Here is a 24,861-nt window from a genome sequence, read left to right on the forward strand (position 1 = left end):
CCTCGTGATCCACGGCGACAACGCCGGCGCGCTCGAGCGGCTGCCGACCGGGAGTTTCGACCTCGTCTACATGGACCCTCCGTTCAACACCGGCCGCGCGCAGGCCCGGGCCACGCTGTCGGTAAAGCGAGAGGAGGGGTCGGGCCCCGGGTCGCGCATCGGCTTCGGCGGACGCCGGTACAGCTCACGTCTGCTGCAGAGTCTCAGCTACGACGACCAGTTCGCCGACTACCTGGCGTTCCTGGAGCCGCGGCTGATCCGGGCTCGGGAGCTGCTCGCCGCTCACGGGACCCTGTACTTCCACATCGACTACCGCGAGTCGCACTACTGCAAGCTGCTGCTGGACGAGATCTTCGGGAGAGACGCCTTTCTCAACGAGCTGATCTGGGCCTACGACTACGGCGCCAAGCCGCGCCGCCGCTGGCCCGCCAAGCACGACGTGATCCTGATGTACGTCAAGGACCGCGACGCCTACTGGTTCGACGACGCCGAGGTCGACCGCGAGCCCTACATGTCGCCCGGCCTGGTCACCGCCGAGCAGCGGGCGCGCGGCAAGCGGCCGACCGACGTGTGGTGGCACACGATCGTCCCGACCTCCGGCGCCGAGCGCACCGGCTACCCGACGCAGAAGCCGCTGGGCGTCGTGCGCCGCTGCGTGGCCGCCTCGTCGCGGCCGGGCGGCTGGTGCCTGGACTTCTTCGCCGGCTCGGGGACGCTGGGCGCGGCGGCGCGCGCGCTCGGGCGCCGGTTCGTGCTGGTCGACGCGTCGGCCGACGCGGTCGACGTCTGCGCCGCGCGCCTGGGCGGCGGCGACGAGGGCGGCGGCGACGCTACGCCGGCGTCGACGACGCCAGCCGCGCGCTGACGACGATCCGCTTGGCCGCGCTGTAGAGCGGGTGGCAGGCGGTGAGGACGAGCTTGTCCGTGCCCGCGTGCGAGACCAGCGACGACGCGTCGTCGGGCGTCGTGATCCGCGTCCCGGTCACCTTGTAGGTGAACGTCCCGTAGGGCATCCGGACGACGATCCGCGAGCCCTTGACCAGCTCGTCGACGCGGCGGAACGGCGCGCCGTAGGTCGTGCGGTGCCCGGCGAGCCCGACGGTCCCGGTCATGCCCGGCAGCACCGTGCCGCGGTAGTGGCCGGGGCCCTTCTTCAGCGAGTCGTGCGTCGTGGCCTCGACGAAGACGGTCTTCAGCCCGATCTTCGGGATCGAGACCGACCCCAGGGCCTTGCCGTCGGCGCGCGCGGTCAGCAGCGCGCGGGCCTGGCGGCGCATGCGGGTCGCCGAGGACTCCTTGGCGACCTTGGGCGCGGCCCGCTCCCGCTCCCGCAGCCGGCCCAGGTCGTGGCGCAGCGCGGCCTGGTCGTGGGACTGCTGCAGCGCGGTCAGCGGCTCCTGCCAGAAGATCGTCAGCAGCCCGTCGGCGATCAGCGCGACGCCGAGCACCAGCCCGGCGAGCAGCAGCACGCGACGGCCGCGGCGCCACGGCGTGGCGCGCGGGCGGCCGGAGCCCGCGGCGGCCGGAGCCGGCGGGGCGGGGGCGGGCGGCGTGGACGCGGCGTCCGGGCGCGCCTGCAGCTCCGCGAGCCGGGCGCGGAGGTCCGCCGCGTCGGCGGCGGCCATCTGGGCGACGTCGGCGAGCGTGCGCTCGGCGGTGCGACGGCGCTCCTCGGCGAGGGCGAGCGCCTCGGTGAGACGCTCGACCTCGGCCCGGAGGTCGGCGACGGACGTGCGGCGCGCCCCCAGGAGGGGCGCGACCGGCTCGTCGCCAGCGGCCATGACGGCCTTGCGGGTCCTAGCTCTCGCCGCGGCGGCGCTCGCGGACCAGCAGCAGCGCCGTGCCGCCCGTGAGGGCCAGGCCGAACGCGATCAGCAGCAGCGGCTCGCCACCGGTGAAGGCCAGGCCGGACGGCGCGGACGTCGTGGTCTGCGCGGCCACCGACGGCGCGACGCCGGTCTCCTCGTCGGCCTTGGTCGTCGGCGACGTGGTCTGCGTCGGCTCGCTGGTGGTCGTCTTCTCGGTCGTCGTGTTGGTGTAGCCGCTGGTCGGATCGGTGGTCGTGCTCTGCGCGGAGGCGATCCCCGCGGCGAAGAGCATGCCGGCGACCATCACAGCAAGGGCGAAGCGGAAGCGCACGTCGGAAGTCCCTTGGTTCGGATCAGGTTGGACGGACAGCGCATCGTACAAGCTCGAAGAACGATGCACTGTCCTACGGGTCATCGGCAACGTGCCCGCTTTCCTGGGCCCGTGCACGTCGGGATGCAGCCGTTCGGGTGTGAGAGGGTGTTCGGCCATGGCCGAACGTGCGTACGACGTCGCGCTGCTCGGCGCGACCGGCTTCACCGGCGCGCTCACCGCCGCCGAGATCGCGGGCCGCGCGCCGGCGGGGTTCCGCTGGGCGCTGGCGGGCCGCAACCGCGACAAGCTGGCCGTCGCGCGGGACCGGGTCCTGGCCGCCCATCCGGGCGCGCCCGCGCCCGAGCTGGTCGTCGCCGACGTCGAGGATCGCGCGTCGCTGCACGCGCTGGCGGCGTCCACGCGCGTGCTGACGAGCACCGTCGGCCCCTACGCGCTGCACGGCGAGCCGGTCGTCGCCGCCTGCGCCGAGCACGGCACCGGCTACCTCGACCTCACCGGCGAGCCCGAGTTCGCCGACCGCATGTACGCCGCCCACCACGCGCGGGCCGTGCGGACCGGCGCGCGGCTGATCCACGCCTGCGGCTTCGACTCGATCCCGCACGACCTCGGCGCGCAGCTCGCCGTCGAGCAGCTGCCCGAGGGCGTGCCGCTGACCGTCCGCGGCTACGTGCGCGCCGGCGGCCGGATCAGCGGCGGGACGTTCGCCTCCGCGCTGACCGGCTTCTCGCGCCCGCGCCAGAACGTCGCCGCCGCCAAGGCGCGCAGGGCCGCCGAGCCGCCGCGCGACCCGACGCGGTCGATCGGGCCCGACGCCGGCCGCCCGCATCGCGCCCGCGGCTACTGGGCGGTCCCGCTGCCGACGATCGACCCGCAGGTGATCGCGCGCTCGGCCCGCGCGCTCCCGCGCTACGGCCCGGAGTTCCGCTACGGCCACTACGCGGCGGTCAAGCGCCTGCCGATCGCCGTCGGCGGCGCGGCGGGCCTCGCCGCGCTGGTCGCGGCCGCGCAGATCGGCCCGGTCCGCCGCGCGCTGCTGTCGCGGCTGCCGCAGGGCGACGGGCCGACCGACGCGCAGATGGACGCGGGCTGGTTCACGGTGACGATGGTCGGCGAGGGCGGCGGCCGGCGGGTGGTCTGCGAGGTGCGCGGCGGCGACCCGGGCTACCGCGAGACCTCGCGCATGCTCGCCGACGCGACGCTCTGCCTCGCGCTCGACGACCTGCCCGAGACCGCCGGCCAGGTGACGGCCGCGCAGGCGCTCGGGCCCGCGCTGCGCGAGCGGCTGATCGCCTCGGGCCTCGCGTTCGACGTGGTCGAGCGACACTAGGGTGCGGGGCGATGACCCCGCTCCCCACGGCGTCGCTCCCCGGCTCGCGGACCCATCCGCTGATCCGCCTCTGGCGGCGCGCGCCCGCCTACCGCGGCCGGATCGTCTCCGGCACGGTCCTGACCGCGCTGAACAAGCTGTTCGACATCGCGCCCGAGCTGCTGATCGGCGTCGCGATCGACATCGTCGTGCGCGACTCCGACTCGATGGTCGCGCAGCTGTTCGGCGTCTCCGGCCGCGAGACGCAGCTGTGGATCCTCGGCGCGGCGACCGCCGTGGTCTGGATCCTCGAGTCGCTGACCGAGTACCTGTCGCAGCGGATCTGGCGGCGGCTGTCCCAGGACCTCCAACACGACCTGCGCATGGACGCCTACCGCCATGTGCAGGACCTCGAGCTGGCGTGGTTCGAGCACCGGGCGTCCGGGCGGCTGTTGACCATCTTGAACGACGACGTCAACCAGCTCGAGCGCTTCCTGGACGTCGGCGCGATGCAGATCATCCTCACCGCGGTGAACATCGTCGCCGTCGGCGCGGTGTTCGTCGCGATCTCGCCGCTGCTGGCGCTGCTGGCGTTCCTGCCGATCCCGGTGATCGTCGGCGGCTCGCTGCTCTTCCAGCGCCGGCTGGGCCCGCGCTACGAGGCGGTGCGCGAGCGCGCCGGGCGGCTCGGCGGGCTGATCGGCGGCAACCTCGGCGGGATCGCCACGATCAAGGCCTTCGGCGCCGAGGACCGCGAGGCCGCGCGGGTCGCCGCGGCGTCGCGCGACTACGCGGAGGCCAACGCCAAGGCCATCACCTTGAGCGCCGGGTTCGTGCCGCTGATCCGGATGGCGATCCTCTGCGGGTTCATGGTGACCTTGGTCCTCGGCGGCCACATGGCGCTCAACGGCACGCTGGAGATCGGGCTGTACTCCGTGTTGGTGTTCATGACCCAGCGGCTGCTGTGGCCGCTGACCGAGCTGGGCGAGACGCTCGACCTCTACCAGCGCGGCGTGGCGTCGATCCGGCGGATCCTCGACCTGCTCGACACGCCGATCGCGATCGCGTCCGGCGCGCGCGAGCTGCCGCCGGTGGCCGCCGACGCCGACGCCACGCCGTCGCGCGCGGTCGCCTTCGAGGACGTGACCTTCGGCTACGAGGAGTCGCCGCGGCCGGTGCTCGACGGGCTGTCGCTGACCGTGCCCGCGGGGGAGACCCACGCGATCGTCGGCGCGACCGGCGCGGGCAAGTCCACGATCGTCAAGCTGCTGCTGCGGTTGTACGACGCGACGGCGGGGACCGTGGCGGTCGACGGCGTGCCGGTCGGCGAGCTGTCCTTCCGGTCGCTGCGCGGCGCCATCGGCTACGTCGGGCAGGACACGTTCCTGTTCGACGGGACCGTCGCCGACAACCTGCGCTACGGCGCGCCGGACGCCACCGACGCCGAGCTGGCGCGCGCGGCGCGGCTGGCCGAGGCGCACGGGTTCGTCGGCGAGCTGCCGCGGGGCTACGACACGCCGGTCGGCGAGCGCGGCGTGCGGCTCAGCGGCGGGCAGCGCCAGCGGCTGACGATCGCGCGGGCGCTCGTGCGCGACCCGTCGATCCTGGTGCTGGACGAGGCGACGTCGGCGGTCGACAACGAGACCGAGGCCGCGATCCAGCGCTCGCTGCTGCGGGTGTCGCACCAGCGCACGACGATCGTCATCGCCCACCGGCTGTCGACGATCCGCCACGCGGACGCGATCCACGTGCTCTCGGCCGGGCGCGTCGTGGAGTCCGGCACGCACGACGAGCTGGTCGCGCGGGGCGGGCCGTACGCGGCGCTGTGGGCCGTGCAGACCGGCGAGATCTCAGGCGACGGCCTCGGCGAGCCGGTCGTCGCCGAAGAGGATGCGGCCGTCGCCGGTCTCGACGGACGGCACGCCGCGGACCCCGCGGGCGATCGCTGACTCGGTCGCCTCGCGCAGCGCGGCCTTGACCGCGGGGTCGGCGAGGCCGTCGCGCACGCCGTCGCCGAGGCCCGCCTCGGCGGCCGCGCGCTCCAGGACCGCGAGGTCGCCGAGATCCTGGTCCTCGGCGAAGGCGAGGCGGAAGGCGACGCGCGAGAACGCCTCGGCGGCGCCGTCGCCGTGCTCGCGCCGCGCCCAGACCACGGCGCGCATCGCGTTCAGCGAGTTGGGCGGCCAGCTCGGCGGCCAGGTGACCGGCGGCAGGCCGTACGCGGCGGCGCGGCGCTCGACCTCGGCGACGTTCTCGGCGCGCGTCTCCATGTGCGCCCAGCTGCCCCAGCCGCGGTGGGCGAAGATCGCGCCGGCCAGGACCGGCCGCAGCGTGGGCGGCGCGCCGAGCACGTCGGCCGCGCGCATGAACGCGAGGTAGGCGTAGGGCGAGGCGAGGTCGTAGTAGAGCGTGGTCATCGCAGCCTCCGGATCGCGGATTCAAGCGCTTCGCGGGCCTCCGCGGCAAGTCGCCGCGTGATCTCCGCGGCGGGCTCCGCGCGCGCGAGCGCGTGCGCCTGGCCGGCCCAGAGGTTGACGAGGTCGGCGTCGCCGGACGCGCGGCCGTGGGCGCGCAGCGGCGTCGTGAGGTGGTGGACCTCCGGGTAGCCGCGCGGCGCGGCGTCGGTGTGGTCGGCCAGCAGCCGGTTGACGATGCCGCGCGCCGTGCGGCCCGAGAACGCGCGGGTCAGCCGCGTCGGCGCGTCGGTCGCGGTCGCGTCCTTCTGGGCGGCCGAGGTCCCGGCCTCGGTCGCGCGCAGGTACGCGGTGCCGACCTGCGCGGCGCGCGCGCCCGCGACGAGCGCGGCGCCCACCGCCGCGCCGGTCGCCAGCCCGCCACCGGCGACCAGCGGCAGGTCGGTGGCCTCGCCGACCAGCTGCAAGGCCACCAGCAAGGTGAGGTCCGACGCGTCCTCGTCGTCGGCGAAGACGCCGCGGTGCCCGCCGGCCTCGACGCCCTGGACGATCAGTGCGTCCGGGGCGAGCCGCGCCGCCGCGCGGGCCTCGTCGGGCGCGGTGACCGTGATCCACACCTCGCTGCCGGCGCGCCGCAGCGCGTCGACCGCCTCGCGCGGCGGCAGCCCGAACGTGAACGACACGACCGCGACCGGGTCGGCGACCAACGCCTCCACCTTGCCCGCGAACGCGTCGTCGTCGTGGCGCGGCTCGCCGAGCGCGACGCCCGCCGCCGCGGCCTCCGCCGCCAGCCGCCGCGCGTAGGCCACCAGCTCCCCGGCGTCCGCCCGCACGCCGCCGCCGGGCGTGAACACGTTGACGCCGAACGGCCGCTCGGTCAGCGCCCGCGTCGCGGCGACGTCCGCACCGACCGCCGCCACCGTCCTGTAGCCCGCGCCGAGGAACCCGATCCCGCCCGCGCCGCTCACCGCCGCGACCAGCTCCGGCGTCGACGGCCCTCCGGCCATCGGCGCCCCGACGATCGGCAGCTCCAGCCCGTCGAGGATCGCGCTCATGGTCGGGAAGGCTATGAGCTCAGCCTCCGATCGGGTGCTGCTGGGGCAGTCGTTGAGCCAGCACGTCGAAGTGCCGCACTTCGCGCCACGCGGCGTGGTCGCCGATGACGTACAGCCGGCGTCGCGCCCGGCTGATCGCGACGTTCAGGAGGTTCGGCGTGCGCCCCGCCCACTGCCGCGCGCCGGGCCGCTCCGGATGCCCGCCGAGCACCAGCAGGACCACGTCGGCCTCACGGCCCTGCACGGTGTGGACGGTGCCCGTGATCAGCCCGCGATGCCGTCGCCACGCCAGCGCTCGCAGCTCGTCGGAGACCTCGCGAAACGGCGAGATGATCAAGATGTCGTCCAACTCGACGCCGCGCCGTCGCAGCTGCGCGAGGACGTGCTCGACCTGATCGCCCTGGGCCGGCACCCAGTGCCCCCGAGCGCCGGTCGCCGGCACGTCGATCCACTTCGATGGCGGCAGACCCGGGTGGCGGTGGTCGAACGTCGCGCCCGCGGCGGGATCCGTCGCGTAGACCATCAACCCGTCATAGGCAATGGCATTAACCAGATCGAAGATCGGACGATCGCAGCGGCGGTGGACGGTCAACGGCGTTCCGACCCAGTCGGGGCCGTCATCGCCGGGCAGCCACGTTCCGAGTCGGGTCGCGCGGTCGGCGAGCCGCTGGACCGAGAGCCCGCGCGGCGCCCAGCGGGGGTCGACGCCGTGCTGACGCGCCAGCGTCCGCTGGGCGGCGGGCGAGAGCGTGTCGATCGGCGTCAGCTGGCGCGGGTCGCCGAGGACCACGCAGCGCCGGGCGCGCCAGATGCCGCCGGCCGCCGCGGGCGGTGAGGCCTGGCCACCCTCGTCGACGACCAGCCAGCCGAGGGCCTCGCGGCCCAGGCGCGAGAACATGCGAGGGAGCGAGGCGAACGTCGTCGAGACCACGGGCACCACGAAGAAGAGCGCCTGCCACGCCGCTCGCGCGGCGTCTTCGGGCAGCGACCCAGGTGCCGCGCCACGCAGCAGGTCGTCGGCGCCGTGCAGGCTCTGGCGCATCTCGCGCGGGACGTGACGCAGGAACGCGCGGTGCAGGGCCACCGCGGCGAGGAACGTCTCGCTGCGCGCACGGTCGAGGGATGGATCGGTCCACGGCGCGGTGCGCTCGCGACGCTCGCGGGCGTCGGGCGCATGCCAGGCCTCGTCGGGGAACGCGTCGCCGAGCGCCTCGCGCGCGGCGCGCAGCACGCCGTCCAGCGCCTCGCGCTCGCGATCCAGAGCTGTGGCCTCGTCCCATGTCGCGGCGGCTGACCGGGCGGCGGCGTCGCGTTCTCCTTCGGCCCGAGCCAGGCGCTCGCGCGCCGCGTCGGCGGCCCGCTGGGCCTCGAGCAGCGGCGCCGCGAGCGAGTTGTCGCGCGCGCGCCACTCCCGCATCGCTCGTCCCCCCGATGTCAGCCGCTCGCCCCAGCCCGGGCGAGAGCGGCGGTGCTCTTCGCGCCGGGCCGTGCGGCGCTCCTCCTCCCGTTCCGCGGTCCGCGCGTCACGTATCGCCGCGGCCAATGCGGTCGCGGCCACGGCCGTCCGGGTCGTCTGAGCGTCGACGGCTTCGGCTACCGCGCGGCGTCGGGACTCGAGCTCGGGCCGTCGCGCCAGCGCCGCGGCCACCTGCTCTCCGCGCTCGCGGACGGCGGCGGCGCCGCCGAGCGCGCGCTGGAACGCCGCCACGGCTTGGTCCCAGTCGTCGGCGTCGGGCGGCGGTTCCCGCTCGAGGCGGGCCAGCCACCGCATCACGCCCTCGGGGCCGTGGCCGTCCTTGCCGCTCCAGAGCGCCCGGGCCGAGAACGCCGTCCGGTGCGTCTGGCGTCCGAGCCGCGCGGCGATCAGGCCCCACGCGTCGCGCTCGATCAGCGTTCCCGCCAGCTCGGCGAACCCGTCGGCGGCCTCGGCAGCCGTGCTCCATCCGGGGTCGATCGCGTCGGCGCCGGGGATGTCGTGCGTGACGTTCTCGACCGCGCCGTTGTTCTGGGAGGCGATGACGAGCTCGAAGCCGGTGAGCTCGGGCCGCCAGCGGTGCACGACGCGACGGAAGTCCCCGGAGCGCCATCGGAACGGCTCGCCGGAGAACGCGTCGCGTGGGTCGTCCAACGCGGCGAGACGTCGCGCGCGCTCGACGACGATCGCCGCGATCAGGTCGCGCACGAGCGTGGTCTTGCCCGTGCCGGGTGGGCCGTTGACGCCCAACAGCCCCGCGTCCATCGCCAGCGCCTCCCCGATGGCCATCTGCTGCCCCAGCGCGGCCTGCCGGTCCGGGGCCGACGGCCAGCGCCCGAGCGGAAGACGCCCCGGCCCCGTGGCGGCGGCGACCGCGGTGAGGTCGGTGCGCACGTCGGCGCGGCCCGGCGCGGCCTCGTCTTCGCTCTGGAGGTAGGCCAGCAGTGCCGGACCCGCGTCGCCGGTGGCGACGGCCTCGGCGACGACCGACAGGTCGCGGGCGTGGAAGCTGTTGAGGAAGCCGGTGTCGTCGTCGGCGTTCGCGCGGACGACCTCGGTCCGGATGCGAACCTCGGCGGCCGCGAGCACGCCGTCGACCTCTGCGGCCGCGATGGCGGCGGCCAGGGCGTCTCGCAGCCGCGCGTGGTCCATGGGCTCGTCGTCGGCCGCCTGCTCGGCCAGCGTCTCGCGCAGCTGCGCCTCGGCGGCGTCGAAGCCCCTCAGGCGGGCCACGTCGCCCGGTGCGCCGTGGGCCACGCGGCCCACCGCCCACGCACACGACGACAGGACCGCGGAGTCCGGCAGCAGCACTCCGCCAGCGTCGACGAGCACGGCCGCGACCGCGGACTCGCCGCCGGGGCGCTGGTCGAGCGCCTGGTCGTCGGTCCCGAGCGCCTGCTCCATCACCTCGCCGACCGCGTCGAGGCGGAAGATGCCGAGATGCAGGACATGGCGGCGGACTCGGCCCGGGGCGACGGCCTCGCGCGCGACCGGATGCTCGGGCTCCCACGGCAGCGGCTCGTCGTCGGCCACCCGGAAGCGGCCACGCCGTGGATCGGCCCGCTCCACGGTCGCCGGAGCGAACAGCTCGACGGTCCGCCAGTACCGCAGGATCTCGGCGCGCCCCTGGCCTTTCGCGCTCACCGGTGAAGCGTAGCCCGACGGTGGTCCTCGTTGCCGGGCCGTCAGCACCGGCCGCTCGACGGCGCGGCCCTCCCGGATATACGTCGTGACCGTGCACCATTCGGGCGTTCCGCTCACCCGCCGACGGCTGCTGAGGACGGCGGCGACCGGATCCGTGGCGGCGCTGCTGGCGCGGCCGCGGGCCGTGGGCGCGCTGGGATGGTGGGACGACGGCCGGGACTGGCCGAGCGCCGGACACGACCTCGCCGGGACGCGCGCGGCCCCGGTCGGCGTGCGTCCGTCGGCGGGCGTGCGGTGGGTCGCTCGCCTGGCCGGCGGCATCCCCGGCGCGGCGGCGATCTCGGGACGGACGGTCGTCGACGCGTCGCCGCGTCGCCGCGTCGCTGGGGAGCGAGGTCGCCGCGTTCGACCTCGTGACCGGGCGCGAGCGCTGGCGCGTGGCGCCGCCACGCGAGCTCCAGCCTGATCGAGGTCCGGCTGGGCGACGGCGCGATCACCGACGCCTACGCCTTGGGCGACCCGAGCGCCTCCGCGATCTCCTCCGCCTCCGGCTTCGTCCTCGCCGGGACCGGCGCCGCGCCCCACCTGCCCGGCGCCGCGCTCACCGCGATCGGCTGAGCAGCCACGCCCGGCACGCGAGCTGCAGCTCCAGCCGCCGGTCCGGGTCGTCGAGGTCGACGTCGACGTCCTCCAGCGCCGCCCGGATCCGCTTCATCCGGTAGGACACCGCGTTCTTGTGCAGGTGCAGGCGCTCCCCGGCGCGCGCCAGCGACCCGCGCTCGTCCAGGTAGACCTGCAGCGTCCGGATCGCGGTGTCGGCCCGCGCCCCGCCCTGGCCGATCAACGGCCGCAGCAGCCGCTCGGTCGAGTCCTGCGCGGCGGGCGTCCCGAGCCAGTCCACCACCAACGGCGGCAGGCCCACCGCGTCGATGTGCACCGGCGTCCCCGGACGGCCCCAGCCGCGCGCGGCGGCCGCCGCGGTCGCCGCCTGCGTCGCGCTCTCCCGCAGCCCGGGCACGCCGTGGTGGTGGCCGCCGACGCCGCAGAAGAACGTCGCGGTCGGGAACGCGTCGCGCGCGGCGCTCAGCAGCCGCGCCGCCGGCAGCTCCGTGCCGGCCGGCCCGGCGTGGATCAGCAGCAGCGCGTCGTCGATCCGCGCGCGGTGCCACTCCCCCTCGGCGCCGGAGTCCTCGGCGACCTCCAGCACGAGGTCGTCCAGCTCCTCGTCCATCGCGCGGCGCGTCACCAGGTCGCGGTCGGGCTCGGAGCGCAGCTCGATCCGGGCGACCGCCAGCTCTCCGTCGAGGCGCACGCCGACGTCGCGCGCCCGCTCCGCGGCGCGCGCCACGCCCGCCGGCCGCGCGGTCAGCAGCCCGCCCAGCGCGTCCGCGCGCGCCTGCGCCGGTCGCCGCGCCGCCTTGATCGCCTGCGTCCGGATCCGCCCGATCGCGCCCGCGAGCAGGTGCGCGGTGAGCGTCGCGGCATGGTCGTCGCGCTCGCCGACGATCCACCCGTCGGGCCGTCCGTCGGAGACGATCGGCACTGCCGCGCCCGCCGGCGGCCCGCCGCCCGCGCCCAGGCGCGGGCGCAGCGCGAACGTCGACCCGACCGCCGCGATCGCCGCCTCCAGGACCGCCTCGGTCCCGTCGGCCTCGGCCGCCGCGACGGCGCGCATCGCGTCCAGCGCGCGGTTCATCACGCCGCCCGGGTCGGCCCGGATCAGCCGGGCCAGCCCGAAGGCCAGGTCGGTCAGGTCGACCGAGGCGTCGATCGTCAGCAGTGCCACCCGCGTGCGGTCGGCCAGCCGGATCGCGGTGACCGACGTCGTGGCCGCGCCGTAGATCGCCAGCGCGGCCAGCCGCCGCTCGCCCGCGGTCGCCAGCGCCACGTCGAGCTGGTAGCCGAGTGCTCCGGATGACGCGCTCGGCGTCAGCAGCGCGACAGCGCCCTCGCGCGTGCGGCCGAGGTCCGCGATTGCGTCGACGATCGCCACGCTCCCGGCGGGCCGCGCGTCCCAAGGCCCTGCAACGAGCGTCAATCCGCGGGTCGCGGGATTCCTCAGGAGCTCGTCGACGGTCGGCATCCGCTCCGCAGAGCATACGTGCTGTCAGCACAATCCTGTGTTCACGACTGTGCCAACAGCCCATTGCCAAAGCCGAACGGCACCGTCCAGGATCGTCGGCCATGGCCGTACAGGGGATTCGCATCGGCGTCGACGTCGGTGGCACGTTCACCGACCTCATCGCCCACGAGCCGTCGACCGGCGAGGTGTTCGTCGGCAAGCAGCTCACCTCTCCGGCACGGCCTGACGAAGGCGTGCTCGAGGCCGTCGCGGCCTCCCTCAGCGCGGACGCCCTGAACACCGCGCAGACGTTCGTGCACGGGACGACCGTCGGCCTCAACGCGCTGCTGGAGCGGCGCGGCGCGACCGTCGGCCTGCTCGTCACGCGGGGCTTCCGCGACGTCCTCGAGCTGCGTCGCGGCGACCGCGACGACCCCTACGATCTGTTCTGGCGCGCGCCCGAGCCGCTGGTCCCGCGCCACCTGCGGCTGCCGGTCGCCGAGCGCGTCCGCGCCGACGGCACGGTCCACGCGCCGCTGAGCGCCGACGACGTGGCGGCCGCCGCCCGCACGTTCGCCGCCAACGGCGTGGACGCCGTCGCGATCGCGTTCATGAACGCCTACGCCAACCCCGCCCACGAGCAGGAGGCCGAGCGCCTGCTGCGCGAAGCGGGCTTCGCCGGCGACATCTCCGTCTCCCACCGCGTCAGCGGCGAGTACCGCGAGTACGAGCGCACCTGCACGACGGTCATCGACGCGTTCGTCCGGCGGCGCATGGGCGGCTACCTCGACCGCCTGGCCGAGGGCCTGCAGGACCGCGGCTTCGCCGGCGGCGCGTTCATCACCCGCAGCGGCGGCGGCGCGCTGTCCTTCCCCGAGGCCACCGACCGCCCGTTCGAGACCATCATGTCGGGCCCGGTCGCCGGCGTGGCCGCCGCCCAGCAGCTGACCGAGCTGCTCGGCCTCGGCGACGCGATCGCCGCCGACGTCGGCGGCACGAGCTTCGACACCTGCCTGATCGCCGACGGCCGCGCGCCGGTCCTCTACGAGGGCTCGATCATCGGGCTGCCGTTGCAGACGCCGTGGGTCGACGTCCGCTCGATCGGCGCCGGCGGGGGCTCGATCGCCTCGGTCGACGCCGGCGGCCTGCTGCGCGTCGGCCCCCGGTCCGCGGGCGCCCGCCCCGGACCCGCCTGCTACGGCGCCGGCGGCACCGAGCCGACGGTCACCGACGCCGCCGTCCTGCTCGGCATGCTGCCGCCCGGCCCGATCGCCGGCGACGTCGTCCTGGACCCGGACCTCGCCCGCGCCGCGCTGGAGCCGCTGGCCGGGCCGCTGGGCTTCGCGGACGCCGACGAGGTCGCCCGCGGCGTCATCCGCGTGGCCTGCGCGCACATGGCCGACGCGATCCGCTCGATCACCGTCGAGTCCGGCCGCGACCCGCGCGACGCCGCGATGATCGGCTTCGGCGGCGCCGGCCCCGTGCTGGCCACCGTGATGGCCCACGAGCTGGACATCACCACGATCGTCGTCCCGCCGCACGCGGGCAACCTGTCGGCCTGGGGCCTGCTCGGCGTCGACCTCGCGCAGACCTCGTCGCGCACGCGCCTCACCCGCCTGAGCGACGAGGGCCTCCAGGAGGCCCAGGCGCTGATCGCCGAGCTGACCGAGGAGCTGGACCGCCGCTCCGACGGCACGCCGGACCCGCGCCGCACGCTCGAGGTCCACGCCGACATGCGCTACGTCGGCCAGGAGCACACGCTGACGATCGTCCTCGACGGCGACGCCGAGACCGTGCGCCGCACGTTCAGCGCCGAGTACCAGCGCGCGTTCGGCGCCGTGCTCGACGAGGAGCTGGAGATCGTCACGTTCCGCGTGATCGCCACGACGCCGCTGAGCGACACGCTCGGCGCGCACCTCAGCGCCGCGGCGGCGACGGCCGAGGACGACGCCCCGACGATCGAGGCCCACAGCTTCACCCGCGGCGAGCGGACCGCCTTCCCGATCCGCGCCCGCGCCGCGCTGGCGCCCGGCGACACGGTCGCCGGCCCCGCGATCCTCACCGAGCCCACCACCACGACGTACCTGGACGCCGGCCACACGGCCACCGTCCACGCGACCGGCGCGCTGGTCATCACCAAGGAGGCCTGAGCGCATGAGCGAGACCGAGACCACGAAGGTCGCCCGCGGCGCCGATCCCGTCACCACGGAGATCGTCCGCCAGGCGCTGAACGCCGCCGCCGAGCAGATGAAGCGGGCGCTGATCCGCACGTCGTTCTCGCCGGTCATCTACGAGGTCCTGGACTTCGCGGCGGCGCTGTACGACCGCGACGTCAACCTGCTCGCCCAGGCGCCGACGCTGCCGACGTTCATGGGCACCATGTCGTTCTGCGTCACCGGCGCCGTCGAGGCCGTCGGCGGCGAGGACGCGCTGGAGCCCGGCGACATCATCTTGTACAACGTGCCCTACGGCACCGGCTCGCACCCGCAGGACGTCGCGGTCGTCATGCCGGTCTTCCTGGCCGAGGGCGAGTTGATCGGGTACTCGGCGATCAAGGCCCATTGGTTGGACATCGGCGGCAAGGACCCGTACTCGACCGACACGGTGGACGTCTTCCAGGAGGGCACGATCTTCCCGGGCGTCAAGCTCTTCAGCCGCGGGCGGCTGGTGAGCGACATCTACCGGATGGCGACCGCCAACTCGCGCGTCCCGAAGATGGTCGCGGGCGACATCAACGCCCTGGTCGTCGGCGTGCGCGCGGGCGCCACCGCGCTGGACCGCGTCGTCGGCCGCCACACGCTCCCGGTCTTCCGCGAGTGCGTCGAGCGCATGTACGCGGCGGGCGAGGCGGTCGTCCGGTCGTGGTTCGACAAGCTGCCCGACGGCCGCTACCTCGGCCGCGGCGAGATGGACTCCGACGGCCTGACCGAGGACCGCGTCCCGTTCGAGATCGCCATCGAGGTCAAGGGCTCCGACGTGGTGGTGGACTACACCAACGCGCCGCCCGAGCGCCCGGGCCCGATCAACTGCCCGGTGCCGAGCACCGTCAGCGCGACCCGCATCGCGATCACGATGCTGGCCGGCGGCGGCGAGGCGCCCAACGAGGGGCACTTCCGCGCGATCGAGGTCCTGACCAAGCCCGGCACGCTCTTCCACCCCGAGCCGCCGGCGCCGTGCTTCCTCTACGGCTGGGCGGGCGACCAGGCGATGGAGGCGATCTACCAGGCGCTGTTCGGCGCGATGCCCGAGGCCGTCCCGGCCTGCTCCGGCGGCGACATCTGCGCGCTGGTCTTCTGGGGCACGCGCGAGCGGACGCGCGAGCCGTGGACCGACGGCGGCCCGCACGCGGTCGGCCAGGGCGCCCACGTCCGCGGCGACGGCCAGAGCGGGTTGATGCACATCTCCGAGGCGGCCACGCGCGTGACCTCCGTGGAGGTCGCCGAGGCCAAGAACCCGTGGATCATGGACCGCGTCGAGCTGGCGCCGGACTCCGGCGGCGCGGGGCGCCACCGCGGCGGCCTGGGCGTCGACTACTCGTTCCGCTTCCTGGAGGACGCGCTGATGACCACGACGGTCGAGCGCACCAAGAACGCGCCGTGGGGCCTGGACGGCGGCACCGCCGCCCGACCCAACGCCCTCGAGGTCGAGCTGCCCGACGGCACGGTCACGCCGTACTCGAAGGCCACGCGCGTGGTCCTGCCCAAGGACGCGGTCGTGCACCTGCACACCGGCGGCGGTGGCGGCTACGGCGCGCCCGCCGAGCGCGACGCGGCCGCGGTCCTCGCCGACGTCCGCGACGGCTACCTGTCCGAGGCGCGCGCCCGCGCCGATTACCCGCACGCCTTCGGGGACTGATGTCCGACCGCCTCACCCAGATCGCGCTCGACGACGTCGACGACCTCGGCGTCGGCTGCGGCATCCTCGGCACCGGCGGCGGCGGCGCGACCTACGCGGGCGAGCTGATGGCCAAGCAGGTCCTGGAGGAGCGCGGCCCGGTGCGCCTCGTCACGCTCGACGAGCTGCCCCAGGACGGGCTGATCCTGCCGATCGGGACGATCGGCGCGCCGACGGTCTCGCTGGAGAAGGTGCCCGCGGGCACCGAGCCCGCGCGGCTGCGCGCGCACGTCGAGGCGCGCTTCGACGCGCCGGTCGTCGCGCTGATGCCGGTCGAGATCGGCGGCTCCAACGGCGTCAAGCCGATCGCCTACGCGGGTCTGCTCGACCTGCCGGTCGTCGACGGCGACGCGATGGGCCGCGCGTTCCCCGAGGTCCAGATGGTGTCCATGAACGTCGCGGGCCTGCCGCCCGGGATGGTGTTGCTCTGCGACCCGCACGGCAACCTGGTGTCCTTCGAGCCCTCCAGCGAGTACTGGGCCGAGCGCCTGGCCCGCACCGCCGCCGTCGCGATGGGCGGCAGCGCGGTGGAGATCGACTACATCATGACGGCCGCCGAGGCCCAGGGCGCGATCGTCGAGGGCTCGATCACCACGGCGGTGGAGATCGGCCGCGCGCTGCGCGGGCGCGGCGCCGCCGACGGCGTGCAGGCGCTGGTCGACCATCTCGGTGCCTATGCCTTGATCGAGGGCAAGATCATCGACGTCGAGCGCCGGACCACCGGCGGCTTCGTCCGCGGCTCGGTGACGATCGAGGGCACCGGCGACGACGCCGGGCGCCTGCTGCGCGTCGAGATCCAGAACGAGAACCTCGCCGCCTTCGAGGACGGGCGCATGCTCTGCTGCGTCCCGGACCTGATCTCGCTCGTCGACGACCAGAGCGGCGAGGCGGTCCCGACCGAGGTGCTGCGCTTCGGCCAGCGCGTCGCGGTGATCGCGCTGCCCTGCGACCCGCTGTGGCGCAGCCCGCGGGGCCTGGAGGTCGCGGGCCCGCGCGCCTTCGGCTACGACCTCGACTACGTGCCCGTGGAGGACGCTCTTGCCCCTCGCGCCTGACCTGCGGATCGGCATCGACGTCGGCGGCACGCACACCGACGCGGTGCTGCTCAACGCCGCCCACGACGTCAAGGCCAAGGTGAAGGTCCCGACGACGGCCGACGTGACCAGCGGCGTCCGCGCCGCGCTGGACGGCGTGCTGGACCGCGCCGGCGACCCCGCCGTGGCCGCGCGCGTCACCCACGTGATGGTCGGCTCGACCCACGCGATGAACGCGATCCTCGAGCGCCGCCGGCTGCAGAAGGTCGCGGTGCTGCGGCTCGCCGCGCCGACCGGCCTGGCCGTGCGCCCGCTGATCGGCTGGCCCGCCGAGCTGCGCGACGCGGTGCTGGCCGGCGGAGCGATCATCGGCGGCGGCCACGAGGTCGACGGCCGCGAGATCGCGCCGCTGGACGTCGAGGCGGCCAAGCGCTTCCTCGGCGAGATGGAGGGCGTGGCCGACGCGGTCGCGATCACCGGCGCGTTCTCGCCCGCCGACCCCGAGCACGAGCTGCGCGCCCGCGACGTCGCGCGCGAGGTGCTGGGCGCGGACGTCACGGTCGCGCTCGGCCACGAGGTCGGGACGCTCGGGCTGATCGAGCGCGAGAACGCCGCGGTCCTCAACGCGGCGCTGACCGCCGTGGCGCGGGCGGCCGCGCAGGGCGTCGCCGACGCGGTGACCGCCCAGGGCCTGGACGCGCAGCTGTTGTTCACCCAGAACGACGGCACGCTGATGTCGGTCGAGGCCGCCGCGCGCACGCCGGTGCTGACGATCGGGTCCGGCCTGGCCAACTCGATGCGCGGCGCGGCGTTCCTGTCGCGGTTGCGCGATGGCCTCGTCGTGGACGTCGGCGGCACGTCGAGCGACGTCGCCGCGCTGGAGCACGGCTTCCCGCGCGAGTCGGCGATCGCCATCGACATCGGCGGCGCGCGCACGAACTTCCGGATGCCCGACATCGTCTCGATCGGCGTCGGCGGCGGCTCGATCGTGCGGCCGGACGCCGACGTGGCCGGCGGCTACGCGGTCGGCCCGCAGTCGGTCGGCGCCGCGCTGCCGACCCAGGGCCTGGTCTTCGGCGGCGCGACCACGACGCTCACCGACGCCGCCGTGCGCGCGGGGCGCGTGGCGATCGGCGACGTGGCGCCGCCGGCCGACCTGGACGCCGACGCGATCCTCGCGCGGGCGGGCGAGCTGCTGGCCAACGCGGTCGACCGCGCGCGCACCGCGCCGCAGGACGTGCCGCTGGTCGCCGTCGGCGGCGGGTCGTTCCTCGTGCCCGACGCGCTGCCGGGCATCAGCGAGGTGCTGCGGCCCGACCACCACGACGTGGCCAACGCCGTCGGCGCCGCGATCGCGCAGGTCAGCGGGCAGATCGAGGAGGTCGTCTCGCTCAACGGCGACCGCGCGGAGAAGCTGGAGGAGGCGCGTGGCCGGGCGATCCGCCGCGCCGTCGAGGCCGGGGCCGACGGCTCCCGGACCGAGGTCGTCGAGTTGGACGAGGTCCCGCTCGCCTACATGACCGAGCCGATCGTGCGGCTCCGGGTCAAGGCGGTCGGACCGCTACGGACAAGCGAACAGAGGATGCACCATGCGTAGGGCAATCGTCGTCGCGTGCGCGGCGCTGGCCGTCGTCCCGCTGGCGGGCTGCGGCTCCAAGAAGGCTCCGGGTGGCACGGGCGCTTCCGGCTCGGCGGGCTCCGGCACGACCGCGGACGCGTCCACGGCCAACGGGCCCAAGGACGCCACGCTCACCTACCTCGACTCCAACGAGCTGATGGTGGGCTGGGATCCGGCGACCTCGTACTCCAACGAGGTCTCGGTCATGAACAACATGTACGAGCAGCTCGTCCGCTACGACAAGGACACCAAGCAGGTCGAGCCCCAGCTCGCCGACTCCTACACCAAGTCGTCGGACGGCAAGTCCTGGACGTTCAAGCTGCACCCGGGCGTCAAGTTCCACAACGGCCACGCGGCCGACGCTCCCGCCGCCAAGGCCGCGATCGAGCGCACGATGAAGCTCAACCAGGGCGCCGCCTACGAGTGGGGCGCCGTGAAGAAGATCACCGCGCCGGACGCGACCACGCTGAAGTTCCAGCTGAAGTACCCGGCGCCGCTGGACCTGATCGCCTCGTCGGCCTACGCGGCCTACGTGTACGACACGAAGGCCGCGCCGTCGGGCACGACGCTGGCCAAGTGGTTCGCCGCCGGCCACGAGGCGGGCACCGGGCCCTACCAGCTGGCCCAGTGGAACAAGGGCGCCGACGTCGAGGTGCGGTTGAAGCAGTTCTCCGGCTACTGGAAGGGCTGGGACGGCACGCACTACGCCAACGTCGTCTACCGCCACGTGCCGCAGGCGACCACGAGCGCGCAGCTGCTGCGCTCCGGCGACGCGACGATCGCCCGCCAGCTCAACGCGCAGCTGTTCGACAACGTGAAGTCCGCGCCGGGCATGACGTCCTCGACGACGCCGTCGTTCGAGAACCTCGTCGGCCTGCTGAACACCGCGTCGGGCCCGCTGAAGGACAAGCGCGTCCGCCAGGCCGTCATCAAGACGATGGACTACAGCGGCCTGATCCAGGCGCTGAAGGGCGCGGGCCAGGAGGCGCACGGGTTCATCCCCGAGGGCCTGGCCGGCTACGACCCGTCGATCACCGAGCAGCAGGACCTCGACGGCGCCAAGGCGCTGCTCAAGGAGGCCGGCTACGGCGACGGCGGCAAGAAGCTCACGCTGACGCTCACCCACGCCCAGGGCGACGACAACGAGTCGCTGACCGCGGCGGTCCTGAAGTCCGATCTCGCCAAGGTCGGCGTCGACGTCAAGGTCAAGCCCATGCAGTGGACGGCGCAGTGGGACCAGGCCAAGTCCTCCGACGCGTCCAAGCGCCAGGACATCTTCGTCATGTACTGGTACCCGGACTACGCGGACGCGTTCTCGTGGTTCACCTCGCTGTTCCGCTCCTCCGACGAGCCGGCGTTCAACCTGTCCTACGTCAAGGACGCGCAGCTCGACAGCGAGATCGACGCGCTGCAGGAGAAGGCCGCCCAGGGCGGGGACACCGCGCAGACCGCGTACGCCGACGCGCAGAAGCGCGTCCTGGACGACGCCGTGGTGATGACGTTCTTCGTCAACACCTACCAGCGCCCGTTCCGCAAGTCGCTGACCAAGTACGTGGACAACCCGGCGTACTCGAACGTCGTGTTCGCCTACGACGTGGTCCCGGGGGCCGAGAGCTAGGCCATGCGCCGCTACCTCCTGCGACGCCTGGCGCAGGCGGTGATCGTCGTCCTCGGCGTCATCGTGCTCACCTTCGTGGTCGCCCGGATCGTCCCGGGCGACCCGGCGGTGGCCTACGCCGGCCCGCACGCGACGCCGGCCGCGTTGCAGCAGGTGCGGGACGAGTTCGGGCTGGACAAGCCGGCCATCGAGCAGCTCGGCGACTACCTCAAGGGCACGGTCACCGGGGACTGGGGGACGGCGCTGCACACGCACCGCCCCGTGCTCGACGACCTCGGCAACGTGATCCCGCCGACGCTGGAGCTCGTCGGGATCGCGTTGTTGGTGTCGTTGCTGATCGGCGTGCCGCTGGGGATGCTCGCGGCACGCCGGGGCGGCGGTCCGGACGCGGGCGTGCGCGTCGGGTCGATGCTCTCGGTGTCGGCGCCGGTGTTCCTGTTGGCCTTGACGCTGCAGTTCGTGTTCTCGCAGAAGCTCGGGTGGTTCCCCGTCGCCGGCGAGTACGACCCCAAGCTCGACTACACGCACCCGCTGACGGTGCTCACGCACCTCACGGTGGTCGACGCGCTGATCACGGGGAACTTCGCGATCTTCTTCAGCGCGCTGGCGCACCTCGTGCTGCCGGTGATCGCGGTCGCCGCCTACCCGACCGGCGTGATCGCGCAGATGACGCGCGCGTCGCTGATCGAGCAGCTCGGCGAGGACCACGTGCGGATGGCGCGCGGCCTGGGCTACAGCGAGCGCCAGATCGTGCGCGGCCTGGCGCTGCGGCCCGCGCTGAACCCGGTGGTCTCGGTGACCGCGCTGATGTTCGCCTACGCCTTGGTCAACACGTTCCTGGTGGAGTCGATCTTCAACTGGCCGGGGCTGGGCTCCTACGCGACGGCGTCGATCCAGGCGCTCGACACCCCGGCGATCATCGGGGTGACGCTGTTCGTGGCGTTGGTGTACGTGATCTCGACGTTGGTGGTGGACGTGATCCAGGTGTGGCTCGACCCGCGGGTGTCGCTGTCGTGAGCGTCGAACGCTGCCGTCGCGCAGGTTCCCCGACGTGGAGGGGCGTTCGATGACGGTCATGGAGACCGCCCCGCTGGAGGCCGCGCCGTCGCGCGCGCCGCTGCGCGACTTCCGCGCCGCGCTGCGCCGCCAGCCGCTGATGGCCATCGGCCTGGGCATCATCGTGGTGTTGGTGCTGATCGCGATCTTCGCACCGCTGATCGCGCCGCACCCGGGCGACGCCGGCAACGTCACGCACCCGACCGAGACGCTGCTGAAGCCCGGCGGCTCGCACCTGCTGGGCACCGACCAGCTCGGGCGCGACGTGCTGACGCGCGTGCTCTACGGCGCGCGCACGTCGCTGTTGATCGTCGTGGTGGTGTTGGCGATCAGCGCGCTGATCGGCGTGCCGCTGGGGATCGTCGCCGGCGCGACCGGCGGCTGGATCGACGACGTGATCATGCGGATCACCGACGTGTTCCTGGCCTTCCCGGCGCTCCTGCTCGCGCTCGCCCTCGCCACCGTCCTCAGCCCCTCGGCCGAGCACGCGGCGCTGGCGATCGCCGTGACGTGGTGGCCCTGGTACGCGCGCCTCGCTCGTGGCAGCGCCCTCGCCATCGCGCAGCGCGGGTACGTCGAGGCCGCGCGGGCGCTGGGCGTCCCGCGCTGGAAGGTGCTCGCGCGCCACGTGCTGCCCAACGCGCTGCCGCCGACGATCGTGCAGCTGTCGCTGGACGCGGCCGGGATCATGCTGACGGCCGCGGCGCTGTCGTTCCTCGGGCTCGGCGCGCAGGACCCGACGCCGGAGTGGGGCCTGATGGTCAACCAGGGCCAGGGCCTGCTGGAGACCAACTGGTGGGTGGCGATCGTGCCGGGCGTGGCGATCATCTTCGCGGCGGTCGGCTTCAACCTGCTCGGCGACGGGCTGCGCACGCTGCTGGACCCGAAGGCGGGGCGGCGCTGGTGATCGCGGTCCGGGATCTGGAAGTCGCCTACGCCGGCAACGTGGTGGCGCGCGTGCCGTCGCTGGACCTCACGCGCGGCGAGATCGTCGGCCTGGCCGGCGAGAGCGGGTCGGGCAAGTCGCAGACCGCGCTGGCGGTCCTCGGGCTGTCGCGGTCCTTGGGCGCGTCGGTGAGCGGGTCGATCGCGCTCGACGGCGAGGAGCTGCTCGGCGCGACCGAGGCGCGCTGGCGCGAGCTGCGCGGACGGCGGATCGCGATGGTGATGCAGTCGCCGCGCGGGTCGCTGAACCCGACGCTGCGGTTGGGCAAGTACTTCCTGCGGACGCTCGGCCTGCACGGCATCGAGGGCGACGAGGCGCGGCGCCGGATGGAGGACGCGCTGGCCGACGTGTCGCTGGAGACGTCGCTGCTGTCGCGCTACCCGCATCAGGTGTCCGGCGGCCAGGCGCAGCGCTTCGCGATCGCGCTGGCGGTCGCGCTGCGGGCCGACGTGCTGCTGTGCGACGAGCCGACCAGCGCGCTGGACGTCACCGTCCAGGCCCAGGTCGTCGCGTTGTTGAAGCGGTTGCGCGAGGAGCACGGGACGGCCATGTTGTTCATCTCGCACGACCTCGCGGTGATCGGCGACCTCGCCGATCGCGTCGTGGTCATGCGCGACGGCCGCGTGATCGAGGAGGGCGCGGTGGCCGACGTCCTGCACACGCCGAGCGACGACTACACGCGCGCGCTGCTGGACGCCGTGCCGGTCATCGGGGAGAAGCGCATCGCATGACCGCGCCGCTGCTGACCGCGTCCGCCATCGACGTGCGCTTCCGCGACGTCCACGCCGTCCAGGCCGTGTCGTTCGACGTGCCCGAGGGCCCGTTCGGGCTCGGGCTGATCGGCGAGTCCGGCTCGGGCAAGTCCACCATCGCGCGGGCGTTGTTGGGGTTGACGCCGCTGGCCGGCGGCACGATCGCGTTCGAGGGCACCGACATCTCCACGCTGCGCCGGGGCGACATGAAGGCCTTCCGCCGCGCCGTGCAGCTGGTGATGCAGGACGGCACCGAGGCGCTGGACCCGCGCATGAAGGTCGGCGCGTCGGTGGCCGAGGGCATCGCGGCGCACGCGTTGATCCCCCGCGGGCCGCGGCGCGCCGCCCGCGTCGCCGAGCTGCTGGAGGAGGTCGGGCTGCCCGCGGCGCTGGCCGATCGCTACCCGCACGAGCTGTCGGGCGGCCAGCGCCAGCGCGCGACGATCGCCCGCGCCCTGGCCGTCGAGCCCAAGATCCTCATCTTGGACGAGCCGACCAGCGCGCTGGACGTCACCGTCCAGGCGCGGATCCTCGACCTCATCCGCCGCCTGCGCGCCGAGCGCTCGCTGTCCTACCTGCTGATCTCCCACAACCTGGCGGTCGTCGACCAGCTCTGCGACGCCTGCCTCGTGCTCAAGGACGGCGCGGTCGTCGAGCACGGGCCGACCGCCCAGGTCCTCGACCGGCCGCGGCACCCCTACACCCAGCAGCTGCGGGCGGCCGTGCCCGAGATCGCCGTACGCTCCTGAGCCATGACCTATGACGTGGTCGTCGTCGGCGCCGGCATCGTCGGCTGCGTGACGGCCGCGTCGCTGGCGCGGCGCGGCGCGCGGGTGGCGGTCTTCGACGCGGGACCGGTCGGCGCGGGCGCGTCCGGGCGCAACGCGGGGCTGGTCGAGCATCCGTTCGAGGCCGAGCAGGTCGCGCTGCACGAGGAGACCGTGGCGATCCTGCGCGACGTGCTGGGCGCCGACGTCGTGCCCGCCGAGCCGACCGGCGCGCTGCTGCTCTTCGGCGACGCGGCGGGCGCCGAGCGGGCGGTCGCCGAGGCGGCGGCGTTCCCGGAGCTGGCGCCGGCGCTGCTGGCGCCGGGGGAGGTGACCGCGCTGGAGCCGGGCGTCCGCGACGGGCTCTGGGGCTGCCTGCTGGCGACCGGCCACCCGCTGCGGCCCGCGGCCGCCGTGCACCGGTTCGCGGGCCTCGCGCGCGAGCGCGGCGCGACGCTCGTCACCGACGCGCCGGTCGCGCTGCACCGCGACGGCGGCACCGTCCGCGGCGTGGTCGCCGGCGGCGAGGTCCACCGCGCCGACGTCGTGGTCGTGGCGGCCGGCGCCGCGTCGAGCGCGCTCGTCGATCCGACGGGGCGCTGGCGTCCCGTCCGCCCGGTGTGGGGCGTGAGCGTGTCGATCGACGGCGGGGCCCGGCCACGCGTGCCGCTGATGGACGGCCGCGGCGAGCTTCCACCCAAGGCCTTCAGCTTGATCGCCACGCCCTCGGAGCTGGCCCTGGGCTCGACCTGGCTGGCCGACGAGCCCGACGGCGCGCCCTGGGCCACCCAGCTGCTGGCCGACGCCGCCGCCTTCTGGCCGGCGGCGACCACCGCGACCATCGCCGCCACCCGCGTCTGCGCCCGCCCCCACGCCTTCGACGGCCGCCCGCTCCTCGGCCCCGTCGCCGGCGACCCCACCCTCTGGCTGGCCACCGGCCACGGCGGCCGCGGCATCTCCACCGGCGCCGCCTCCGCCCACCTCCTCGCCGACGCGCTCCTCGCCGGCGACGCCGCCGCCATCCCGCCGGCGCTGCGCGCCGACCGGGCCGGCCCGCCGCCGCGCTCCGCCTAGCTCGC

19 protein-coding genes are annotated in these 24,861 nt (G+C 74.7%); 13 read left to right on the plus strand and 6 right to left on the minus strand.

All coding sequences use genetic code 11. From position 1 onward, the window contains the following. On the plus strand, positions 1–865 hold an 865-nt coding region (locus VFG42_RS00680; RefSeq protein ID WP_324904159.1), incomplete at its 5' end, for a site-specific DNA-methyltransferase. On the opposite strand, the gene VFG42_RS00685 is transcribed toward VFG42_RS00680, so the two are convergent. Both VFG42_RS00685 and VFG42_RS00690 read right to left on the minus strand, forming a co-directional pair. Beyond that, positions 831–1,781 carry a class E sortase gene (locus VFG42_RS00685; protein WP_324904161.1) on the minus strand — a complete coding sequence of 317 codons (951 nt, stop codon included), beginning with the start codon at positions 1,779–1,781 and terminating at the stop codon, positions 831–833. The two genes, VFG42_RS00680 and VFG42_RS00685, sit on opposite strands and share 35 nt — an antisense overlap. A 16-nt stretch (positions 1,782–1,797) precedes the next feature. Next, entirely contained in the window at positions 1,798–2,139 is a 342-nt protein-coding gene (locus VFG42_RS00690; protein WP_324904163.1) for a hypothetical protein, read from the minus strand. Positions 2,140–2,296: 157 nt separating this feature from the next. Between VFG42_RS00690 and VFG42_RS00695 the strand changes: the two genes are divergently transcribed. Together VFG42_RS00695 and VFG42_RS00700 are read left to right on the plus strand one after the other, a co-directional pair. Beyond that, entirely contained in the window at positions 2,297–3,469 is a 1,173-nt protein-coding gene (locus VFG42_RS00695) for a saccharopine dehydrogenase family protein (protein WP_324904165.1), read from the plus strand. An 11-nt stretch (positions 3,470–3,480) separates the two neighbouring features. Next, entirely contained in the window at positions 3,481–5,397 is a 1,917-nt protein-coding gene (locus tag VFG42_RS00700; RefSeq protein WP_324904167.1) for an ABC transporter ATP-binding protein, read from the plus strand. Here the strand turns inward: VFG42_RS00700 and VFG42_RS00705 are convergent. The 4 genes from VFG42_RS00705 to VFG42_RS00720 all read right to left on the minus strand — a co-directional run bounded on the left by VFG42_RS00705 (position 5,299) and on the right by VFG42_RS00720 (position 12,028). After that, positions 5,299–5,865: a 2-hydroxychromene-2-carboxylate isomerase gene (locus tag VFG42_RS00705; RefSeq protein WP_324904169.1), complete on the minus strand. Its 567-nt coding sequence runs from the start codon at positions 5,863–5,865 to the stop codon at positions 5,299–5,301. The genes VFG42_RS00700 and VFG42_RS00705 overlap by 99 nt on opposite strands. Continuing rightward, positions 5,862–6,917, minus strand: a complete 1,056-nt coding sequence (locus VFG42_RS00710) for an NAD(P)H-dependent flavin oxidoreductase (RefSeq protein ID WP_324904171.1) — start codon at positions 6,915–6,917, stop codon at positions 5,862–5,864. Before VFG42_RS00710 ends, VFG42_RS00705 begins: the two co-directional genes overlap by 4 nt. Positions 6,918–6,936: 19 nt before the next feature. Continuing rightward, a complete protein-coding gene (locus VFG42_RS00715; protein WP_324904173.1) occupies positions 6,937–10,035 on the minus strand; it encodes an ATP-binding protein in 3,099 nt (1,032 codons plus the stop codon). A gap of 601 nt (positions 10,036–10,636) precedes the next feature. Then, positions 10,637–12,028, minus strand: a complete 1,392-nt coding sequence (locus VFG42_RS00720; protein ID WP_324904175.1) for a helix-turn-helix domain-containing protein — start codon at positions 12,026–12,028, stop codon at positions 10,637–10,639. Positions 12,029–12,219: 191 nt separating this feature from the next. Here VFG42_RS00720 and VFG42_RS00725 point away from each other — a divergent pair, with 191 nt between their 5' ends. Genes VFG42_RS00725 through VFG42_RS00770 form a run of 10 tightly spaced genes read left to right on the plus strand, consistent with a single transcriptional unit; the run spans position 12,220 to position 24,856 of the window. Then, positions 12,220–14,247 carry a hydantoinase/oxoprolinase family protein gene (locus tag VFG42_RS00725; RefSeq protein ID WP_324904177.1) on the plus strand — a complete coding sequence of 676 codons (2,028 nt, stop codon included), beginning with the start codon at positions 12,220–12,222 and terminating at the stop codon, positions 14,245–14,247. Positions 14,248–14,251: 4 nt separating this feature from the next. Beyond that, positions 14,252–15,952: a hydantoinase B/oxoprolinase family protein gene (locus tag VFG42_RS00730; protein WP_324904179.1), complete on the plus strand. Its 1,701-nt coding sequence runs from the start codon at positions 14,252–14,254 to the stop codon at positions 15,950–15,952. After that, positions 15,952–17,046 (plus strand): DUF917 domain-containing protein, encoded by a 1,095-nt coding sequence (locus VFG42_RS00735; RefSeq protein WP_324904181.1) that lies wholly within the window; start codon positions 15,952–15,954, stop codon positions 17,044–17,046. Before VFG42_RS00730 ends, VFG42_RS00735 begins: the two co-directional genes overlap by 1 nt. Then, positions 17,030–18,622, plus strand: coding sequence for a hydantoinase/oxoprolinase family protein (locus tag VFG42_RS00740; RefSeq protein ID WP_324904183.1), 1,593 nt, complete (start codon positions 17,030–17,032; stop codon positions 18,620–18,622). Before VFG42_RS00735 ends, VFG42_RS00740 begins: the two co-directional genes overlap by 17 nt. After that, positions 18,615–20,261 (plus strand): ABC transporter substrate-binding protein, encoded by a 1,647-nt coding sequence (locus VFG42_RS00745; protein ID WP_324904185.1) that lies wholly within the window; start codon positions 18,615–18,617, stop codon positions 20,259–20,261. The genes VFG42_RS00740 and VFG42_RS00745 overlap by 8 nt, the downstream gene beginning before the upstream one ends. Positions 20,262–20,264: 3 nt before the next feature. After that, a complete protein-coding gene (locus VFG42_RS00750; protein WP_324904187.1) occupies positions 20,265–21,278 on the plus strand; it encodes an ABC transporter permease in 1,014 nt (337 codons plus the stop codon). A gap of 58 nt (positions 21,279–21,336) precedes the next feature. Next, positions 21,337–22,224: an ABC transporter permease gene (locus VFG42_RS00755; protein WP_324904189.1), complete on the plus strand. Its 888-nt coding sequence runs from the start codon at positions 21,337–21,339 to the stop codon at positions 22,222–22,224. Beyond that, positions 22,221–22,994 carry an ABC transporter ATP-binding protein gene (locus VFG42_RS00760; protein ID WP_324904191.1) on the plus strand — a complete coding sequence of 258 codons (774 nt, stop codon included), beginning with the start codon at positions 22,221–22,223 and terminating at the stop codon, positions 22,992–22,994. The genes VFG42_RS00755 and VFG42_RS00760 overlap by 4 nt, the downstream gene beginning before the upstream one ends. Continuing rightward, positions 22,991–23,764, plus strand: a complete 774-nt coding sequence (locus tag VFG42_RS00765; protein WP_324904193.1) for an ATP-binding cassette domain-containing protein — start codon at positions 22,991–22,993, stop codon at positions 23,762–23,764. The genes VFG42_RS00760 and VFG42_RS00765 overlap by 4 nt, the downstream gene beginning before the upstream one ends. 3 nt (positions 23,765–23,767) lie before the next feature. Continuing rightward, complete coding sequence (locus tag VFG42_RS00770) at positions 23,768–24,856, plus strand: FAD-dependent oxidoreductase (RefSeq protein WP_324904194.1); 1,089 nt, start codon at positions 23,768–23,770, stop codon at positions 24,854–24,856. The last annotated feature ends 5 nt before the right edge of the window (positions 24,857–24,861 follow it).

It is taken from the genome of Baekduia sp., from assembly GCF_035685985.1.
Taxonomy (GTDB): domain Bacteria; phylum Actinomycetota; class Thermoleophilia; order Solirubrobacterales; family Solirubrobacteraceae; genus Baekduia.